Origin of the sequence: Aureimonas sp. Leaf427 (assembly GCF_001425485.1) — a bacterium.
Taxonomy (GTDB): domain Bacteria; phylum Pseudomonadota; class Alphaproteobacteria; order Rhizobiales; family Rhizobiaceae; genus Plantimonas.
Window position 1 is genome coordinate 57,329 of record NZ_LMQW01000051.1, and the last position, 14,701, is coordinate 72,029.

The following is a 14,701-nucleotide window of genomic DNA, read 5'->3' on the forward strand; positions in this document are numbered from 1 at the left end:
CGAAATTGTCACGTCGAACGAAGGAAGAGGCCGCCGCGACGCGCGATGCGATCATCGACGCCGCCGAAGTCCTGTTCGATCGAAGCGGCGTCGCCCGCACGTCGCTGGAAGCTATCGCGCAGGCGGCCAAAGTCACGCGCGGCGCGATCTACTGGCATTTTCGCGACAAGACCGATCTCTTCGGCGCGATGCAGGACCGCGCCCGCCTGCCGCAGCGCCAGTTTTTCGAAAGCCGGATCGTCGATCTGGAGAACCGCAATCTCGATGCTCTGCACGAGGCGACGGTCGAGATGATCACCCGCTTCCTGGCGGACGAGCGGGCGCGCCGCGTCTACACGATCATCCTCTTCCGCTGCGAATATGTCGGGCCGGCCGGCGACGATCTTCTGCGCTGCGAAGCCGACGACGAGATGCGCGCGATCATCCTCCAGGTCTTCCAGCGCGCGGCGGAAACCGGCGAACTCTCCCCGAGATGGCGTCCCCAGCTGGCCGCCGACGCCTATATCTGCGCGCTCGTCGGGCTCTTTTCGGAAGGCCTCCGGCGCAAGGGCGAGATCGACATCGTCGCGGTCGGCGAGCCGCTTCTGGCCGGCCTCTTCGCCGGATTTCGCGCGCGGACCTGACGCGTCAGGCGACGCGCCGCCCCTCGCGATAGACCGCCGCGACGACGGGCGGCGACCCCGGCATCGGGCGGACGAGGGCGAGGTCCGCCCGCAGCCCCGGCGCGATCTCGCCGCGATCGGAGAGCCCGACCGCCTCGGCCGGATGTTTCGTGACGAGCCGGATCGCGTCGGGCAGGGACGCCGCCCCCGTTTCGGCCATCAGGAAGACGGACTGGATCAGGCTGAACGGCACGTAGTCCGATGACAGGATGTCGAGAAGGCCGGCCTTCTGCAGGTCGAGCGCCGAGACATTGCCGGAATGCGAGCCGCCGCGCACGACGTTCGGCCCGCCCATCAGCACCTTCAGCCCCGCCGCATGCGAGGCGCGGGCCGCCTCCAGCGTCGTCGGGAATTCGGCCAGCGCGACGCCGAGGGCGAGCGATTCCTCGACATGGGCCGGCGTCGCGTCGTCGTGGCTGGCAAGCGCGATGCCGAGCGCGCGGCAGCGTTCGGCGATGAAGGCGCGGTTGCCCGGCGCGTAGCGCTCGGACTCGGCGATGCGCAGCGCGCAGAAGGCGTCGAACTCGGCCTCGCTGAAGGCGAATTTGGCGATGTGATAGGCGCGGTAGGCCGAGATGTCGGTGAACTGCCGCTGGCCCGGCGCGTGGTCCATCAGCGAGACGAGCTTCACCAGCGGGTTGACCTCGAAGCGCTCGAAGCCGCTGGCGGCGTTGTCGGCTGAGACCTCGCAGCGCAGATGGATGAAGTGGTCGGCCCGCAGCCGCCCCTGCGCCTTCGCCGAGACGATCGCCTCGCCCATCTCCAGCATGTCGTCGGTGCCGAGGTCCGCCTTGTCGTCCATGCCGACGCGCAGCGCGTCGAAGACCGTCGTGATGCCCGAGCCCGCGACCTGCGCGTCATGCGCCTGGAGAGCCGCCGTCTTGTTCCAGCGAACGCGGGGACGCGGCCGGTAATGGCCCTCGATATGGTCGGTGTGAAGCTCGATCAGGCCGGGAACGAGCGTCTGCCCCTCCATGTCCTCGCCCCGTCCGGCGAGGCCGGTCGCGACCTCCGCGATCAGCCCGCCGCGCAGCACGAGATGGCCGGAGACGATCTCGTCGGCGAGGACGAGACGGGCGTTGTCGAGGATCGTCTCGCCGCTCATCGGTCCGCCGGCTGGCCGAAATGGTGCAGCGAATGCACGCGGAACGGGGCGCCCGGCGAGGGCTCGATGAAGAGGGCGAGACTGCTGAGGACGAGCGGCGCGCCGTCGAAGGCGGCAAAGCGCTCGGCCAGACGCGGCGCGACCCTTGCGCGCTCGGCCTCCGGCACGGAGCCGGTCAGCGTCATGTGGAAGCGGAAATCTTCGAGCACATACGGATAGCCGTAGGCGTCGAGATGCGCCCTCTGGCGCTCGCTCAGTCGATCGGGGCGCCGCCGCGCGATCTCCGCCTCGGTGAGCCCGGCGCGATAGGGCTCGAAGGCCTCGATCAGGGCGGCCTCCAGATCCGCCAGCGGCGCGCTCGGCGCAGACGGCACGAGCGCGAAGAAGGAGCCGATGGCGGAAAGCTCGATCGCAGGCAGCGTCACGGCCGGGCGCGAGGCGCAGAAATCGGCGAGCCGCGCGTCGACATCCTCCAGATCGAACCCGTCCGCGATTCGAAACGGCGCGCGCATCGTCGCGTGGAACCCGTAGCGCGCAGGCTCTGCGACGAGCGGGTCGATGGCGGGATCGGGTTCCCGCGTCGGCTCGCCGGAAAAGGCGTCGCGGCCGAGCCAGAGCGCGGCGGCGCGCGTCAGCGCCGCGCCGGCCGGCGGCGTCGCATAGATGGCGACTCGCATTCAGAAGATCCTGGCTCGGGTGGCGGAGCGGGTGAGGACTGTCGGCACAGCACCACTTAAGCGGCGCGGCGGACGAGGGCAATCAGCCCTCGTATCGGTCGAGGAAAGCCGCGGCACGGGAGCGATCCTTCCGGGCGGCGGACGGTCTCCGACCGCCCGAGCCGGTTTGGTCAGAGATGGATCGGGTTCGACCAGGCCTGCCGGCCCGTCTCGTCCATGACCATCACGCGGCACCAGTCGCCGGCGAAGCGCTCGAGCGGCAGGTCCGCCTCCACCATGCCGGGAGCGCCGCGATAGACCGCCCGCGAGCCGCGCCCGACGATGCAGGCGCCGGAAACCGGGGAGGAGCGCACGCGCAGCGTCTCGCCGTCGATCGAAATGTCCTCGATGACCGGGCCGCGCGAGGAGTAGAACTGTCCCGCCTTCATCGCCGCGAGCAGCGCTTCGGGCGTGTTGTCCTCCGCCTTCACCATCATCCAGCCGCCGAAGGCGTCCGGCGTCTTGAAATGCGCGTCGTCGGCCGCGTAGCCGGTGAGCCGGTGGCCCTCGCTGAGGAGCTGGTCGAGGAGGTAGGTGCCGTCGCCGCGCACGTTCTCGACGTCGCAGCCTGTGTTGTAGATCTCGACCGTGTGCGCGATCCCGGCGAGCGCCCGCCCGTCCTCGATCGTCAGGGACGACCATTGCGGATGGGCGATGCCGACGAAGGCGCCGGCCTCCACCGCGCGGCGCGCCAGATCGACGCCCGTCTCGCCCTCGCCGAGCGGCGCGAAGTCGCCGGGCAGGCCGCAGGCGAGAATGTGCCAGAGCTCCTTCTGGCTGTTCTCGGGCGCATGCAGCTCCGCGCCGAGGATCGTCGTGAAGCTTTCCGTCCGGTAAGTAGCCGTGTCGACGACGGGATAGCCATACTGCTCCAGGAAGTGGTCGGAGAGGCAGAGGAAGTCGTAGCCCTTCTCGGCATAGGCTTTGCAGACGAAGTCGGGCGTCAGCGCGCCGTCCGACCGGGTCGAGTGGGTGTGGATGTTCCCCCGGTAGAAGCGGCCGGGGGACTGGAAGGCGGCAAGACCCATGTCGATCCTCGTCGATGCAGTGAGCGGCGAACATAGCGCCCCGTCGCGACGGCGCCATGTCGGTTCCGCGCATCTGCAGCGAACGGCAGCCCGGCTCCTTCGTCTCCCGGGTCCGTGTGTTGACGCCTCCCTGCCGAGTTCGTAATCAATGGGATGTCGGCTTGGGCACCCGGCGGGAGAGAGCGCTTGAGTTCATCCACTGCGACCAAGGCGCCTTCGGGCGCCGATGCTGCCGTTCGCCTGCGCCTGGAGCGCCTGAAGACCGGTCTCCAGGACGGCCTGATCGGCTGCGAGACGCTGGTCGAGCGTCTCCTGATCGGGCTCCTGTCCGGCGGGCATCTGCTCGTCGAGGGCATGCCGGGCCTTGCCAAGACGCGCGCCGTCAAGCGCCTGTCGGAAGGGCTGGAGGCGAGCTTCCACCGCGTCCAGTGCACGCCCGACCTGATGCCGGCCGACATCACGGGAACGCCCGTCTTCCAGCCGGCCAAGGGCACGTTCGAGTTCTCGCCCGGTCCGGTCTTCGCCTCGCTGGTCCTCGTCGACGAGATCAACCGCGCGCCGCCGAAGGTGCAGTCCGCGCTGCTCGAGGCCATGGCCGAGCGGCAGGTGACGTCGGGCGGCCAGACGCACGCGCTGCCCGATCCCTTCATGGTCGTGGCGACGCAGAACCCGATCGAGCAGGAGGGCACTTTTCCGTTGCCCGAGGCCCAGCTCGACCGCTTTTTGATGCATGTCGTGGTCGGCCTGCCCGATGCGGCGGCCGAGCGGCGCATTCTCGACCTCGTGGAGGCCGAGACCGTGTCCCAGACGGGCGCGATGGCGACGAAGCTGACGCTGGCCGAGGTGCGCGAGGCGCGCGACGCTGCGATGCGCGTCCATCTCTCGCCGGCGCTGAAGGACTTCATCGTGCGCCTCGTCACCGCGCCCCGCAGCGCCGATCCGGCCTCCGAGATCGGCCGCGCCATCGAGCATCCGCCGAGCCCGCGCGGCACGCTCGCCCTGGCCGCGAGCGCCAAGGCTCGGGCCTATCTCCACGGGCGCGACTTCGCCATTCCCGAGGACGTGGCCGATCTCGCCGGTGACGTTCTCGCCCACCGCACGCTTCTCACCTGGCGGGCGAGCGCCGACGGGCAGACGCCGCGCGGCGTCATCCGGCGCCTTCTGGGTGAGGTGGCTCCGCTCTGAACGCGCAGCTGGAACGGGCCTGGGAGGGCAGGGCATGAGCACCACCGGCGGCGACGGAACGAGCCTTGCGACCGATCATCTCCTCGCCATCCGCCACCTGATCGGCGCGGGCGAGCCGGGCGCGAACGCGCGCACGATGATGCTGCCCGGCGGCATCGTCACGCGAAAGCGCGGCCGGGGCCTCGAGACCGACGACATCCGCCCCTTCGCCTATGGCGACGACGTGCGCCATGTCGACCGCAACACGACGGCGCGCACCGGCGAGCTTCATGTGCGCAGCTTCCGCGACGAGCGCGAGCGCTCCGTTCTCCTCGTCGCGGACTTCCGGCCCTCCATGCTCTTCGGCACCAAGCGCGCCTTCCGCTCTGTCGCGGCGGCCGAGGCGCTGACGCTGGCGGGCTGGCGGGTGGCGGGGCAGGGCGGGCGCGTCGGAGTCTTCGCGGTCGGCGGGGCGGAGACCTTCTTCCACCGGCCGGGCGCCGGAGACCGCTCGATGAAGGCCGTCGCCGGGCGCCTCGCCGCCGCCCATGCCGCCGCGCTCGCCGCCAAAAGCTCCGAGGAGCCGCCGCTCTCCGAGCTGATCGAGGCCGCCGGCCGCACGCTGCCCCATGACGGAACGCTGCTTCTCGCCAGCGCGCTCGACCGTCCGGGCGAGGATTTCGACGCCGTCGCCCGCGATCTCGTCCACCGCGCGGCGCTCGACGTGTTCCTCACCGTCGACGCCTTCGAGCGCGCCCCGACGCCCGGCACCTATCCCTATCTCTCCATGGAAGGCCGCAAGGGCTCGGGCGAGGTGAAGGACGCCAGAGCCGCCGGCGAGATCGACGCGCGGGTGCGCCGCATCGAGCGGCTGGGCGGACGCGCGCTCGTGCTCGACGCCTCGCTGGAGCCGCTGTCGCTCGCCGGACTGATCGAGGTTTTCGATGCCCGACGCCGATAAGATCCTGGAGGCGCTGCGCCCCGCCCATCTGCCGCCGGCCGCAGCCAACCTCTCGCTCGGCGACGTCGCGCTGCCCGTCGCGATCGGGCTTCTCCTGGCGCTGCTCGTCGCCCTTCTCTGGCCGCGCCGCATTCCCGGCCGGGCGCGCGTGGCGGCGAGCGCGCTGGCCGAGCTGAAGCGCGCGAAGACCCTGCCGCCGGCGGAGGCGCGGATCGTCCAGGTCCGGCTTCTGCGCCGCGTCGTCGCCGCGCGCGACGGGCGGGAGGCCGCGCTTTTGAACGGCGAGGCCTTCGCCGCCCATCTCGACCGAAGCTTCGCCACCGACTTCTTCACCGCCGGTCCCGGCCGCGCGCTCGTCTGCGGCCTCTACGAACCCGGCACGGCCGAGGCGCGCGGCACTGTGTCCGAGCGGCTGGAAGCCCTCTTTTCCGGCGTGAGGGCCTGACGCCATGCCGCTGCCGGACGCCTTCGACTTCGCTTGGCCGATCGCCTTCCTTCTCCTGCCGCTGCCCTTTCTCGTCATGCGCTTCCTGACGCCGGCGGGCGAGGCGGGCGGCGCCCTGCGCGTGCCCGAAACGGTCGCGGCCGGCTTTGCCGAAGGCGCCGCCGTCCTGTCCGCCGAGAAGCGCCGACTGGCGCTCGCCTGGCTGCTCTGGGCGCTTCTGGTTCTCTCGCTCGCCGGCCCGCGCACGGTCACGGCCGCCCCCGCCGCCCCCGCAACCGGCCGCGACATCATTCTCTCGCTCGACGTGTCCGGCTCGATGGAGCGGCCCGATTTCGAGATGAACGGGGAAAAGCGCCGCCGCATGGACGTGTTGAAGACGCTGGCGCGCGCCTTCGTGCTCGGCCGCGCCGGAGACCGCGTCGGCCTCGTCGTCTTCGGCGAGCGCGCCTTCGTCGCCTCGCCGCTGTCCTTCGATGTGGAGGCGGTGGCGAAGGTCGTGGACTCCATCGATGTCGGCCTTGCCGGCCGCTCCACCGCCATCGGAGAGGGGCTGGGTCTGGCGCTGAAGAAGCTCTCCGAAAGCGACGCCAAGTCCAAGGTCGTCGTGCTCCTCTCCGACGGCGCGCAGAATGCCGGCACGGTGCAGCCGAGCTCGGCGGCCGGCCTCGCCAAGGCGCTCGGCGTGCGCGTCGACACGATCTCCATGGGTCCGATCGAGCTCGGCGGCGGCGAGCGCGGCGACGAGGGCGTGGATTCGCAGACGCTCTCCGACGTCGCGTCCGAGGCCGGCGGCGAAGCGTTCCGCGCCCGCACCACCGAGGAGCTGAAGGGCGTGATGGATGCGATCGACAAGCTGGAGAAGAGCCCGAGCGCGGCCCCGGCGACGATCGTCCACCGCAGCCTCTGGCCCTTTCCCGGCTCCCTCGCGCTGCTTGTCGCGGCCGGCATGATGCTCGGGCGAAGGAGGATGGGATGATCGATCTGTCCGGCTTCGGCCTCCTGCGCCCGTGGTTCGTCCTGGCGCTGCCTGTCGTCCTTCTTCTCGGCTTCCTCGCCGCGCGCCGCGTCTCCGCGCTCGGCGGATGGACGAGGATCGTCGAGCCCCGGCTTCTCGACGCCATGGCCAAGCGCGGCGGCGTCGTCGCCGGACGCGGCCGGCGCAACCTGGTTCTCGCCGCCCTCGGCCTCCTCATCGCGCTCGCGCTCGTCGGCCCCGCGCTGGAGCGCCCGGCGACGGAGAGCTTCCGCAATCTCGACGGCACGGTCGTCGTGTTCGACCTGTCGAAATCGGTGGCCGAGGCCAAAGGCTTCGAGGCCGCGCGCACCGCCGCGCAGGAAGCGCTGGAGGCTTCCGGCACCCGACAGGCCGCGCTCGTCGTCTTCGCCGGCGAGGCCTTCATCGCCAGCCCCTTCACCTCCGACCACGCCGCCCTGGCGCGGACCATCTTCGGCCTCGACGGCACGACGGTGCCGGTCGCCGGCTCCCGCCCGACGCAGGCGCTCGATCTGGCGCTGGAGATGCTGCAGGGCGCGGGGATCGTGGCGGGCGACATCCTCCTCGTCTCCGATGGCGGGACCTTCGGCGAAGGCACGCGCGCTGCCGCCGCCCGCATCGCCGAGGCCGGCTTTCGCATCGACACGCTCTACACCCAGTCCGCCATCGGCCGGGACGGCAATCCCGGCGAGCTGGCGGCCCTGGCCGGCCTCTCAGGCGGCGTCGCGGGCGACGTGTCGGACCTCGCGCCCGTCATCGCGGCGCTCGCCGACGATTCCGCAAGGCGCATCGGCGCCAGCGACTTCCGCGCGCTCGCCTGGGTCGATCTCGGCCCGCTCCTCCTCCTGATCGCGGCGATTCCCGCGCTCATGCTCTTCCGGAGAACCGCGTGATGGTCCGCCTCGCTCTCGTCCTGGCGCTCACCGCGGCCGTCCTCGCCCTCGGGGCCTTCGGCAAGGGCCGCGAGAGCGTCGCGCGCAGCCTCGTCGAGCTCGGCCTGCCCGGCCTTGCCAGCCATGTCAGCGCCGATCCGGCGCTGGCCGGCTATGCCGCGCTTGGCGCCGGCGACTTCCGCCGCGCCACCCGGCTTCTGGAAGATCGCCAGGACGCCGTCTCCGCCTACAACCGCGCCGAGGCGCTGGCCCGCACGGGCCGCATGGAGGAGGCGATCGCCTCCTACGACGTGGTCCTCGCCTCTCATCATGTGACGCGCTCGCTCGTCGCCGATGCCGGCGCCAACCGGCAGCTTCTCCTCGCCTTCACCGGCATCCAGCCGCAGACGGGCGGGCGGGCCAAGACGAACGCGGCGGCCTTCGGCGAGAAGGACCGCTCGTCCGGCGATCCGAGCGACAGCGGCAAGGAGACCGCGACCTCCGGTGCCGGCCGCGCGGGCGACAAGGAATCCTCCTCCCAGGCCAAGGCGCCCGGCGGCAGCCGCGTCTCGCGGCTCGGCACCTCGCGCCAGGGCGACGAGTCCGGCATCGGCGATGCGCGTGGCTCGGCGGGCGATGCCGGCGGCGCCGGCCGCTCCGGCGGGCAGGCGAGCGCGGCCGTCATCACCATGGCCGAGATGCAGCGCAACGTGCAGAAGCGCTTCGACCAGCGCTCCGTGCCGGCCACGCGCCAATGGCTGAAGACCATCGCCGACGATCCCGGCGCCTTTCTGAAGGTGCAGCTCGTCGCCGAAATGGAGCGCCGCAAGCGCGAGGGTCTCGCCCTCGATCCGATGGCCGACACATGGTGACGCCGATGCGCATCCTGGCGCTGCTTCTCGTCCTTTCCGGTCTCCTGTCCGGTCCGGCACTCGCCGGCGACAAGCCGCCGGAGGCCTTCGGCGAGGTCAGTTTCGAAATGCCGGAGGGCGGCGCCTATGCGCAGGAGATGGTCACCATGGTGGTCCGCTTCTACTTCAAGGCGCGCGCGACGACCGAATCCATGGAGCAGCCGGATCTGGCCGATCTCGGCTGGACCCAGCTCGGCCGCGACGTCTGGGCGCCCACCAAGATCGGCTCGGCCAACTGGTTCGGCGTCACGCGCCGCATCGCGATCTTCGCGCCGGAGGCCAAGACCTACACGATCCCGCCTTTCACCCATCACGTCACGCTGATCGATGCGGAGGACAAGCGCTGGAAGGTCGATGCCGTGTCGAAGCCCGTCGAGCTCTCCATCCGCCCCTGGACCGCGCCGACCGACGGGCCGGAGGACGAGGACACGTGGTGGCTTCCCGCCCGCTCGGTCGAGATCGCGGATGCCTGGAGCGTCGATCCCTCGACGCTGAAGGCCGGCGAGACCTCGCGCCGGCGCCTGGAGGTGACGGCCGCGGGAACGCTGGCCGAGCAGCTCCCGCCGACGATCGACACCCAGTCGCCGGGCCTCGTCATCTTTCCCGGCCCCGTCGAGCGCCGAACGGAGATCGTCGAGGGCCTGCCCGTCGCCCATGCGATCTACACCTACGACGTCCGCCCCCATACCGGCGATCCCGTGATCCTGCGCGAGGTGCTCCTGCCCTGGTTCGACGTCGCGGCGCGCGAGATGCGCCAGGCGATCGTGCCGGGCGCCAGCGTCGGGGAGGGCATGGTGGTCCCCGGCCAGCCGCTCGCCGATGCGAAGGACGCCTGGAGCCCGCTGGCGCGGCTCGCCCTCTCGCTCGGCTCCGGCGCTCTCGCCTTCGCGGGCGGCGTCGCGCTTCTGCTCGCCCCCGGCCGCCGCGACCGCGAGCCGGTGCCGCGCCGCCTTCTGGACGGTCTGGCGCGCCGACGCCGCCTCGTTCCCGTCTACCTCGCCGACTGGAGCGGCAGGCCGGAGGCCCTGCGCGCCGCCGTCTACCGGCTGGCCCTCGAAGACGGCGCCGAAGGCCGGCGCTGGCTGGCCGATCCGACCGTTGCGCAGGCGCTCGCCGAGGTGGACGGCGCGCTCTTCGGCGGGGGAGGGGACGGCACGGTGCCGCCCGCCACCGCCGGGCGGCTGACCGACTGCGTTCTCGCCGCCCGTCGCCGCGTGTTCCGCGAGGCGGCACGGCGCCCCGAGCCCGCGCTCGCCGCCGACGCCTTCGGCCGTTAACCGCTTGAAGCGCAATCCACGTCCGCGCCGTTGCGACACGGGTTCGAAGCCTTAATGTCTGCTTAATCCTTGCCGAAGGAGGAGGCGCGCTTCGATCGTGCGGCGCAATGCGAGGCGGCACACGATGAGCGTATCCCAAGGCTATACCCTGCGCGGTCAGATCCGGGCGCTGGAGACGACGACGCATGTGACGCTCGCCGTTCTGGCGCTGGCGAGCGGCGTCTTCACCTATCTCGGCGTGCGCGAGCTTCTCGACGGCTCGGCGACGACGGTCTTCTTCGGCGCGGTCATCTACTCGACCTCCGTCTCCGTCGCGATCTACGCTTTCTGGTCCTATCTCCTGCGCTTCATGCCGCATGTGCGTCAGGCCGGCAGCCGGCGGATGCTCTATGTCGCGATGGCGATGGGCGCCTGCTTCATCATGGCCATGTCCTCCTGGCTGAACGCCTCCGCGCTCGCCGGCTCGGCGGCCCTGGAGCAGCATCTCGCCAACACGACGGAGGACTATCAGGAGCGCTTCAACGCCGCGCACGAGAACGCGCTGGCCTCGCAAAGCCTCCTTCCCGATCTCCAGCTCGCCTCCCAGCGCTTCGCCGGCCTCGCCGACATCGAGCGCCAGTCCGGCGCGCTGACGGGAACCTCGGGCTCGGGCACCGTCGTGCAGCTCCTGTCGCAGATGTCGACCCAGCTGAGCGGTCTTCAGGCCGAGGTCGAAGGCTCGCGCACCGCTGTCGAGACGATCTTCGCGGAAGGCAGCAAGCGCCTGTCCACCATGCGCGAGCTCGTCTCGTCGGGCGGCCCCGTCGCGGAGCGCTCGAATGCCTATGCCGAGGAGGCGGTGCAGCTCTCCGGCCTGATCGCCGGCCTGCAGCAGACCTCCGTCGCGCCGGCCGTCAAGCGCGCCGCCGCCGATCTCGGCCAGACCTTCATCGCTCCGGTCGCCGACGGCACGGATGCGGAGCTGCAGACCCGCCAGAGCGAGGTCGTCGGCAAGGTCGAGGCCGCCGTGAAGGCGCAGAGCGTAGCGCTGGGCGCGGCCGCCGACGAGATCCTCGCCCGTCCGGTGATCGAACCCGTGCGCTTCACGCCGCTCTCGGCGCCCGAAGCCGTCATCCGCTATGCCCGCGACTTCCTGCCCTCCTGGGCCGGCGCCATCGCGATCGATCTCGTGCCCGGCGTCCTCATCTTCATCCTCTGCATCGTGCAGGAGGTCATCCGGCGCGAAGAGGGCGACGAGATGGGCGAGGTCGAGATGAGCACGGCCGAGCTGATGCGCGCCCTTCGCATCCAGCAGAAGCTGCGCCTCGCCGAGGAGGGACGCGGCGAGATCGTGATCGGCGAGGCCGAGGACGACATCGTCCAGCGCAACGACCCGGTCGCGCCCTTCCCGAAGACCGTGCATCGCTAAGGGACCTCGATGATCGAGAGCGACGCCTCTCCCGGCCGCTTCGAACGCCTGTGGCGGCGCGTGCCGGACGGAACGGTGCTGCGCGCCACCTTCTACACGCTGCTCGCCATGGCGATCGGCGTCGTGGCGCTCGACTATCGCGACATGGCGCTGGCTTCGGCGGACACGGCGCGATCCTCGCGCACCGAGCCCGTTCCGCTGGAGCGCCCCGTGCCGGGCGACCAGATCCGGCCCTATCTGCCGAAGACGATCCCCGTCGGCCCCGATCGCGGGGAGCCCCGGCTTCCCGGCTATGACGGCCCCGTCGACGGCGAAGCCATGGCCGCGCCCATGCGCTTCGTCGAGGCCGGCGGCGGCATCCTCACGGCGATCGGCCGGATCGATCGCGGCAGCGTCGAGGCGTTGCGCACGGCGCTCGACAGATCGGAGCGTCCGATCGCGGCGCTCGTCATCCATTCGCCGGGCGGCTCGGTGTCGGACGCCGTCGCCATGGCGCGGCTGGTGCGCGAGCGGGGCCTCGACACGCGCGTTCCCGCCGATGGCTACTGCGCCTCCGCCTGTCCGCTTCTCTTTTCCGGCGGCCGCGAGCGGCGGGCCGGCGCGGGCGCCTGGATCGGCGTGCATCAGGTCTATGCCACTGATGCGCCGGGCCCGGCGCCGATGCGCGACCGCGACCGGTCGATCTCCGAGATCCAGGCGACGACGGCCGAATGCCAGGAGCTGCTTCTCGACATGGGCGTCGATCCCGCCGTCTGGATCAAGGCCATGCGCACCGCGCCGGAAGACCTCTACGTCCTCACCGAGGCCGAGCTGAAGGAGCTGAAGGTGGTCACGCCCGAGCGCTTCGGCCCGCCCATGCCCGAGGCGTTGAAGCCGCAGGCCTGATGCGGCGAAGCAAAGCCATGCCGTCAGGAATCGACGGTCGGATGCTCCGCGAGGATGCGGCCGAGCCAGACGGAAAGCGAGGCGAGGGCCGGCGCGCGGTAGAGCTCGATCTCGTTCAGCGTCTCGTGCCGGGCGCCCGCGATCACCTCCGCGCTGATGCGCCGGGCCCCGTTGACGCGAAGGCGCGCCGCCAGCGTCTCGATCGCCGTTCCCTTCGCCGTCGCGGGGTCTTCGCTGCCGCCGAGAACATGCAACGGAAGGTCCGGCGAAAGCAGCGTCAGCCGCTCGGCCGAGCCGCCCTGGCGCACGAGTTCGACGATGTCGCCGGCCATGGAGACGGTCGGCGTGAAGCCGCAGAGCGGATCGCTGAGATAGGCGTCGACGGCGGCGGAATCGTGCGAGAGCCAGTCAGCCGGCGTGCGCGCGCCCGGAACCGAGCGGCCCCAGGTCTCGAAGGTCGCGCGCGCGAAGAGCCGGCTTCCGACATCCGAGCCCTTGAGGGCGCGCTCCACCTTCAGCGCCTGGACGGCGAGGCGTTCCTGCAGGCCGAAGGTGAGGTTGGCGTTCCAGATGGCGACGCCCGCCAGCTCGGCGCCGTGCCGCTCGGCGAAGTTCAGCGCGATCGAGCCGCCGAGCGAATGGCCGAAGACGACCACCGGCAGGCCCCAATGCTCGTTCTGCGCATGAACCATCACCGCATGGGCATCCGCGACGACCTTCGCGGCCCCGTTGGACTTGGCGAAGCGCCGGAGCGGCGCGTCGAGCGCGGACGTCGATCCATGGCCGCGATGATCGTGTACGAAGACTTCGAAGCCGAGCGCCGCCATCTCGCCGGCGAAGCGCTCGTAGCGCCCGGAATGCTCGGCGAGCCCGTGCTGGACGAGCAGGATGCCGCGCGGCTCGCGCCGGGCTCGCGCGGTGCGCACGTTCAGCGCCGCGCCGGTCGGACTGTCCAGGGTGAAGCGCTGGTCGTACAAGGGCGTCTCTCCTCGGCGCTTCTCTCGCGGACGGGCGGTCTCCCGCCTCGATCCGGACGGCCGGACATAGCGAGCGATAGCGCTTCGCCGGAGTCTCCGATAGCGCTGAAATCGATGCCGCGATGCTTTCTCCGCGGGCTCTTGCGCCGGCTACCGAAATCGAGGATGTTGCCATAATGTTCTTTTTGCCGCTCCCTCCTTCTCGCGTCTTTCCGGCAACCGGGCTGCTCGTCTCGGCTCTCGCGACGGCTGTCATTCTCTTCGGCGCCGGATCGGGCCGCGCCCAGCCGGTGCTGGATGGCTTCTTGCGCGCGACCGAGGCCTGCGCGGCGACGCCGGCCATTCGAAGCGCGGACAATCCCGGCGACATACGATTGAAGCCCGGCACGACCTACCGCCTCCTCGCCGAGAACAAGGCGAACGGAACGCACTATCTGGTGGTGACGCCCGGCGCCTCGCCGGAGAAGAGGTGGATCGAGAAGACCTGCGGCGCGCGCGTCGCGTCGGTCGAAGCAGGCGGCGCGTCCACGGCCGAGACGGCTCCGCCGCCGCCGCGCGGGACGCCACGCCGCGCCGATCGGCGCATGACGGGATCGCGCATGATCGTCGCGATGAACTGGCAGCCGGCCTTCTGCGAGACCTCGGGGCGTCCCGAATGCGCCGCGCAGACCGCGGACCGGTTCGACGCGTCGAACTTCGCGCTGCATGGTCTCTGGCCGCAGCCGCGGGGGCGCGAGTTCTGCGGCGTTTCGAGCCAGCTGCGCGAGGCGGACGAGCGCGACTGGAACGCCCTGCCGCCCCCGGAGCTGTCCGCCGAGACGAAGAAGGCCCTCGACGAGGCGATGCCGGGCACGCGATCGGGCCTCGACCGGCACGAATGGCTGCGCCACGGCACCTGCTACGGCACCGACGCGGAGGAGTATTTCCAGGATTCGCTGGAGGTGCTGAAGGCGGTCAATGCGTCCGGCGTGCGTGCGCTCTTCTCGGGGCGCGTCGGGCAGAGCGTCAGCCGCGACGAGGTCCGCGCCGCGTTCGACCGGAGCTTCGGTGCCGGCACCGGCGACCGCGTCCGTCTTACCTGCCGGCGAGACGGCGGCCGCGAGCTGATCTCGGAGATCACGCTCGGCCTCTCCGGCGACATTCGCCCCGGTGCCGATCTCGCGCCCCTGATCCTCGCCGCGCCGGAGGTTCGGGGCGGCTGTGCGGGCGGCATCGTCGACGCGGTCGGACGGCAGTAGCGGGTTTGTCCGGGAAGGTGTCCGGCGTCTCGATCCGGGGTCGTCCGGCAAGGGGCGA

At 71.2% G+C, this 14,701-nt stretch carries 15 protein-coding genes; 11 read left to right on the plus strand and 4 right to left on the minus strand.

The genetic code is table 11. The annotated features are described in order from the left end of the window. The first annotated feature begins 5 nt into the window (after positions 1-5). Positions 6-623: a TetR family transcriptional regulator gene (locus ASG62_RS21055; protein ID WP_162245987.1), complete on the plus strand. Its 618-nt coding sequence runs from the start codon at positions 6-8 to the stop codon at positions 621-623. A 4-nt stretch (positions 624-627) separates the two neighbouring features. Here the strand turns inward: ASG62_RS21055 and ASG62_RS21060 are convergent, their stop codons facing one another. The 3 genes from ASG62_RS21060 to ASG62_RS21070 all read right to left on the minus strand — a co-directional run bounded on the left by ASG62_RS21060 (position 628) and on the right by ASG62_RS21070 (position 3,511). Next, on the minus strand, positions 628-1,767 hold the full coding sequence (locus ASG62_RS21060) for an alpha-D-ribose 1-methylphosphonate 5-triphosphate diphosphatase (protein WP_056689941.1): 1,140 nt from the start codon (positions 1,765-1,767) through the stop codon (positions 628-630). Then, positions 1,764-2,444 carry a DUF1045 domain-containing protein gene (locus tag ASG62_RS21065; RefSeq protein ID WP_056689945.1) on the minus strand — a complete coding sequence of 227 codons (681 nt, stop codon included), beginning with the start codon at positions 2,442-2,444 and terminating at the stop codon, positions 1,764-1,766. The genes ASG62_RS21060 and ASG62_RS21065 overlap by 4 nt, the downstream gene beginning before the upstream one ends. Before the next feature lie 170 nt (positions 2,445-2,614). Continuing rightward, entirely contained in the window at positions 2,615-3,511 is an 897-nt protein-coding gene (locus ASG62_RS21070) for a CehA/McbA family metallohydrolase (protein ID WP_056689948.1), read from the minus strand. Between the two features lie 153 nt (positions 3,512-3,664). Here ASG62_RS21070 and ASG62_RS21075 point away from each other — a divergent pair, with 153 nt between their 5' ends. From ASG62_RS21075 to ASG62_RS21115, 9 genes are all read left to right on the plus strand, one after another. Further along, positions 3,665-4,696 (plus strand): AAA family ATPase, encoded by a 1,032-nt coding sequence (locus ASG62_RS21075; protein WP_082536972.1) that lies wholly within the window; start codon positions 3,665-3,667, stop codon positions 4,694-4,696. A 34-nt stretch (positions 4,697-4,730) separates the two neighbouring features. Next, positions 4,731-5,636 carry a DUF58 domain-containing protein gene (locus ASG62_RS21080; RefSeq protein WP_082536973.1) on the plus strand — a complete coding sequence of 302 codons (906 nt, stop codon included), beginning with the start codon at positions 4,731-4,733 and terminating at the stop codon, positions 5,634-5,636. Then, the gene (locus ASG62_RS21085) at positions 5,620-6,081 is read left to right on the plus strand and encodes a DUF4381 family protein (RefSeq protein ID WP_056689955.1); all 462 of its coding nucleotides are present in this window, start codon (positions 5,620-5,622) and stop codon (positions 6,079-6,081) included. The genes ASG62_RS21080 and ASG62_RS21085 overlap by 17 nt, the downstream gene beginning before the upstream one ends. A 4-nt stretch (positions 6,082-6,085) precedes the next feature. Beyond that, positions 6,086-7,057, plus strand: coding sequence for a VWA domain-containing protein (locus tag ASG62_RS21090; RefSeq protein WP_056689960.1), 972 nt, complete (start codon positions 6,086-6,088; stop codon positions 7,055-7,057). Further along, the gene (locus ASG62_RS21095) at positions 7,054-7,968 is read left to right on the plus strand and encodes a vWA domain-containing protein (protein WP_056689965.1); all 915 of its coding nucleotides are present in this window, start codon (positions 7,054-7,056) and stop codon (positions 7,966-7,968) included. Before ASG62_RS21090 ends, ASG62_RS21095 begins: the two co-directional genes overlap by 4 nt. Further along, positions 7,968-8,819, plus strand: coding sequence for a hypothetical protein (locus ASG62_RS26765; protein WP_056689970.1), 852 nt, complete (start codon positions 7,968-7,970; stop codon positions 8,817-8,819). Before ASG62_RS21095 ends, ASG62_RS26765 begins: the two co-directional genes overlap by 1 nt. After that, positions 8,813-10,135, plus strand: coding sequence for a BatD family protein (locus ASG62_RS21105; RefSeq protein ID WP_056689976.1), 1,323 nt, complete (start codon positions 8,813-8,815; stop codon positions 10,133-10,135). Before ASG62_RS26765 ends, ASG62_RS21105 begins: the two co-directional genes overlap by 7 nt. Positions 10,136-10,259: 124 nt before the next feature. Continuing rightward, positions 10,260-11,543, plus strand: a complete 1,284-nt coding sequence (locus tag ASG62_RS21110) for a hypothetical protein (protein ID WP_056689981.1) — start codon at positions 10,260-10,262, stop codon at positions 11,541-11,543. 9 nt (positions 11,544-11,552) lie between these two features. Next, a complete protein-coding gene (locus tag ASG62_RS21115) occupies positions 11,553-12,428 on the plus strand; it encodes a hypothetical protein (RefSeq protein WP_056689985.1) in 876 nt (291 codons plus the stop codon). Positions 12,429-12,451: 23 nt separating this feature from the next. Here the strand turns inward: ASG62_RS21115 and ASG62_RS21120 are convergent, their stop codons facing one another. Continuing rightward, positions 12,452-13,405 carry an alpha/beta fold hydrolase gene (locus ASG62_RS21120; RefSeq protein WP_056689988.1) on the minus strand — a complete coding sequence of 318 codons (954 nt, stop codon included), beginning with the start codon at positions 13,403-13,405 and terminating at the stop codon, positions 12,452-12,454. A 176-nt stretch (positions 13,406-13,581) separates the two neighbouring features. Here ASG62_RS21120 and ASG62_RS21125 point away from each other — a divergent pair, with 176 nt between their 5' ends. Then, a complete protein-coding gene (locus tag ASG62_RS21125; RefSeq protein ID WP_056689990.1) occupies positions 13,582-14,643 on the plus strand; it encodes a ribonuclease T2 family protein in 1,062 nt (353 codons plus the stop codon). Positions 14,644-14,701 lie beyond the last annotated feature (58 nt).

What these genes read in the sequence shown, in the direction of transcription:
- ASG62_RS21060 (WP_056689941.1), bottom strand. Translation starts at nt 1,767, where the DNA reads ATGAGCGGCGAGACGATCCTCGACAACGCCCGTCTCGTCCTCGCCGAC.
- ASG62_RS21065 (WP_056689945.1), bottom strand. Translation starts at nt 2,444, where the DNA reads ATGCGAGTCGCCATCTATGCGACGCCGCCGGCCGGCGCGGCGCTGACG.
- ASG62_RS21070 (WP_056689948.1), bottom strand. Translation starts at nt 3,511, where the DNA reads ATGGGTCTTGCCGCCTTCCAGTCCCCCGGCCGCTTCTACCGGGGGAAC.
- ASG62_RS21075 (WP_082536972.1), top strand. Translation starts at nt 3,665, where the DNA reads ATGTCGGCTTGGGCACCCGGCGGGAGAGAGCGCTTGAGTTCATCCACT.
- ASG62_RS21080 (WP_082536973.1), top strand. Translation starts at nt 4,731, where the DNA reads ATGAGCACCACCGGCGGCGACGGAACGAGCCTTGCGACCGATCATCTC.
- ASG62_RS21085 (WP_056689955.1), top strand. Translation starts at nt 5,620, where the DNA reads ATGCCCGACGCCGATAAGATCCTGGAGGCGCTGCGCCCCGCCCATCTG.
- ASG62_RS21090 (WP_056689960.1), top strand. Translation starts at nt 6,086, where the DNA reads ATGCCGCTGCCGGACGCCTTCGACTTCGCTTGGCCGATCGCCTTCCTT.
- ASG62_RS21095 (WP_056689965.1), top strand. Translation starts at nt 7,054, where the DNA reads ATGATCGATCTGTCCGGCTTCGGCCTCCTGCGCCCGTGGTTCGTCCTG.
- ASG62_RS26765 (WP_056689970.1), top strand. Translation starts at nt 7,968, where the DNA reads ATGGTCCGCCTCGCTCTCGTCCTGGCGCTCACCGCGGCCGTCCTCGCC.
- ASG62_RS21105 (WP_056689976.1), top strand. Translation starts at nt 8,813, where the DNA reads ATGGTGACGCCGATGCGCATCCTGGCGCTGCTTCTCGTCCTTTCCGGT.
- ASG62_RS21110 (WP_056689981.1), top strand. Translation starts at nt 10,260, where the DNA reads ATGAGCGTATCCCAAGGCTATACCCTGCGCGGTCAGATCCGGGCGCTG.
- ASG62_RS21115 (WP_056689985.1), top strand. Translation starts at nt 11,553, where the DNA reads ATGATCGAGAGCGACGCCTCTCCCGGCCGCTTCGAACGCCTGTGGCGG.
- ASG62_RS21125 (WP_056689990.1), top strand. Translation starts at nt 13,582, where the DNA reads ATGTTCTTTTTGCCGCTCCCTCCTTCTCGCGTCTTTCCGGCAACCGGG.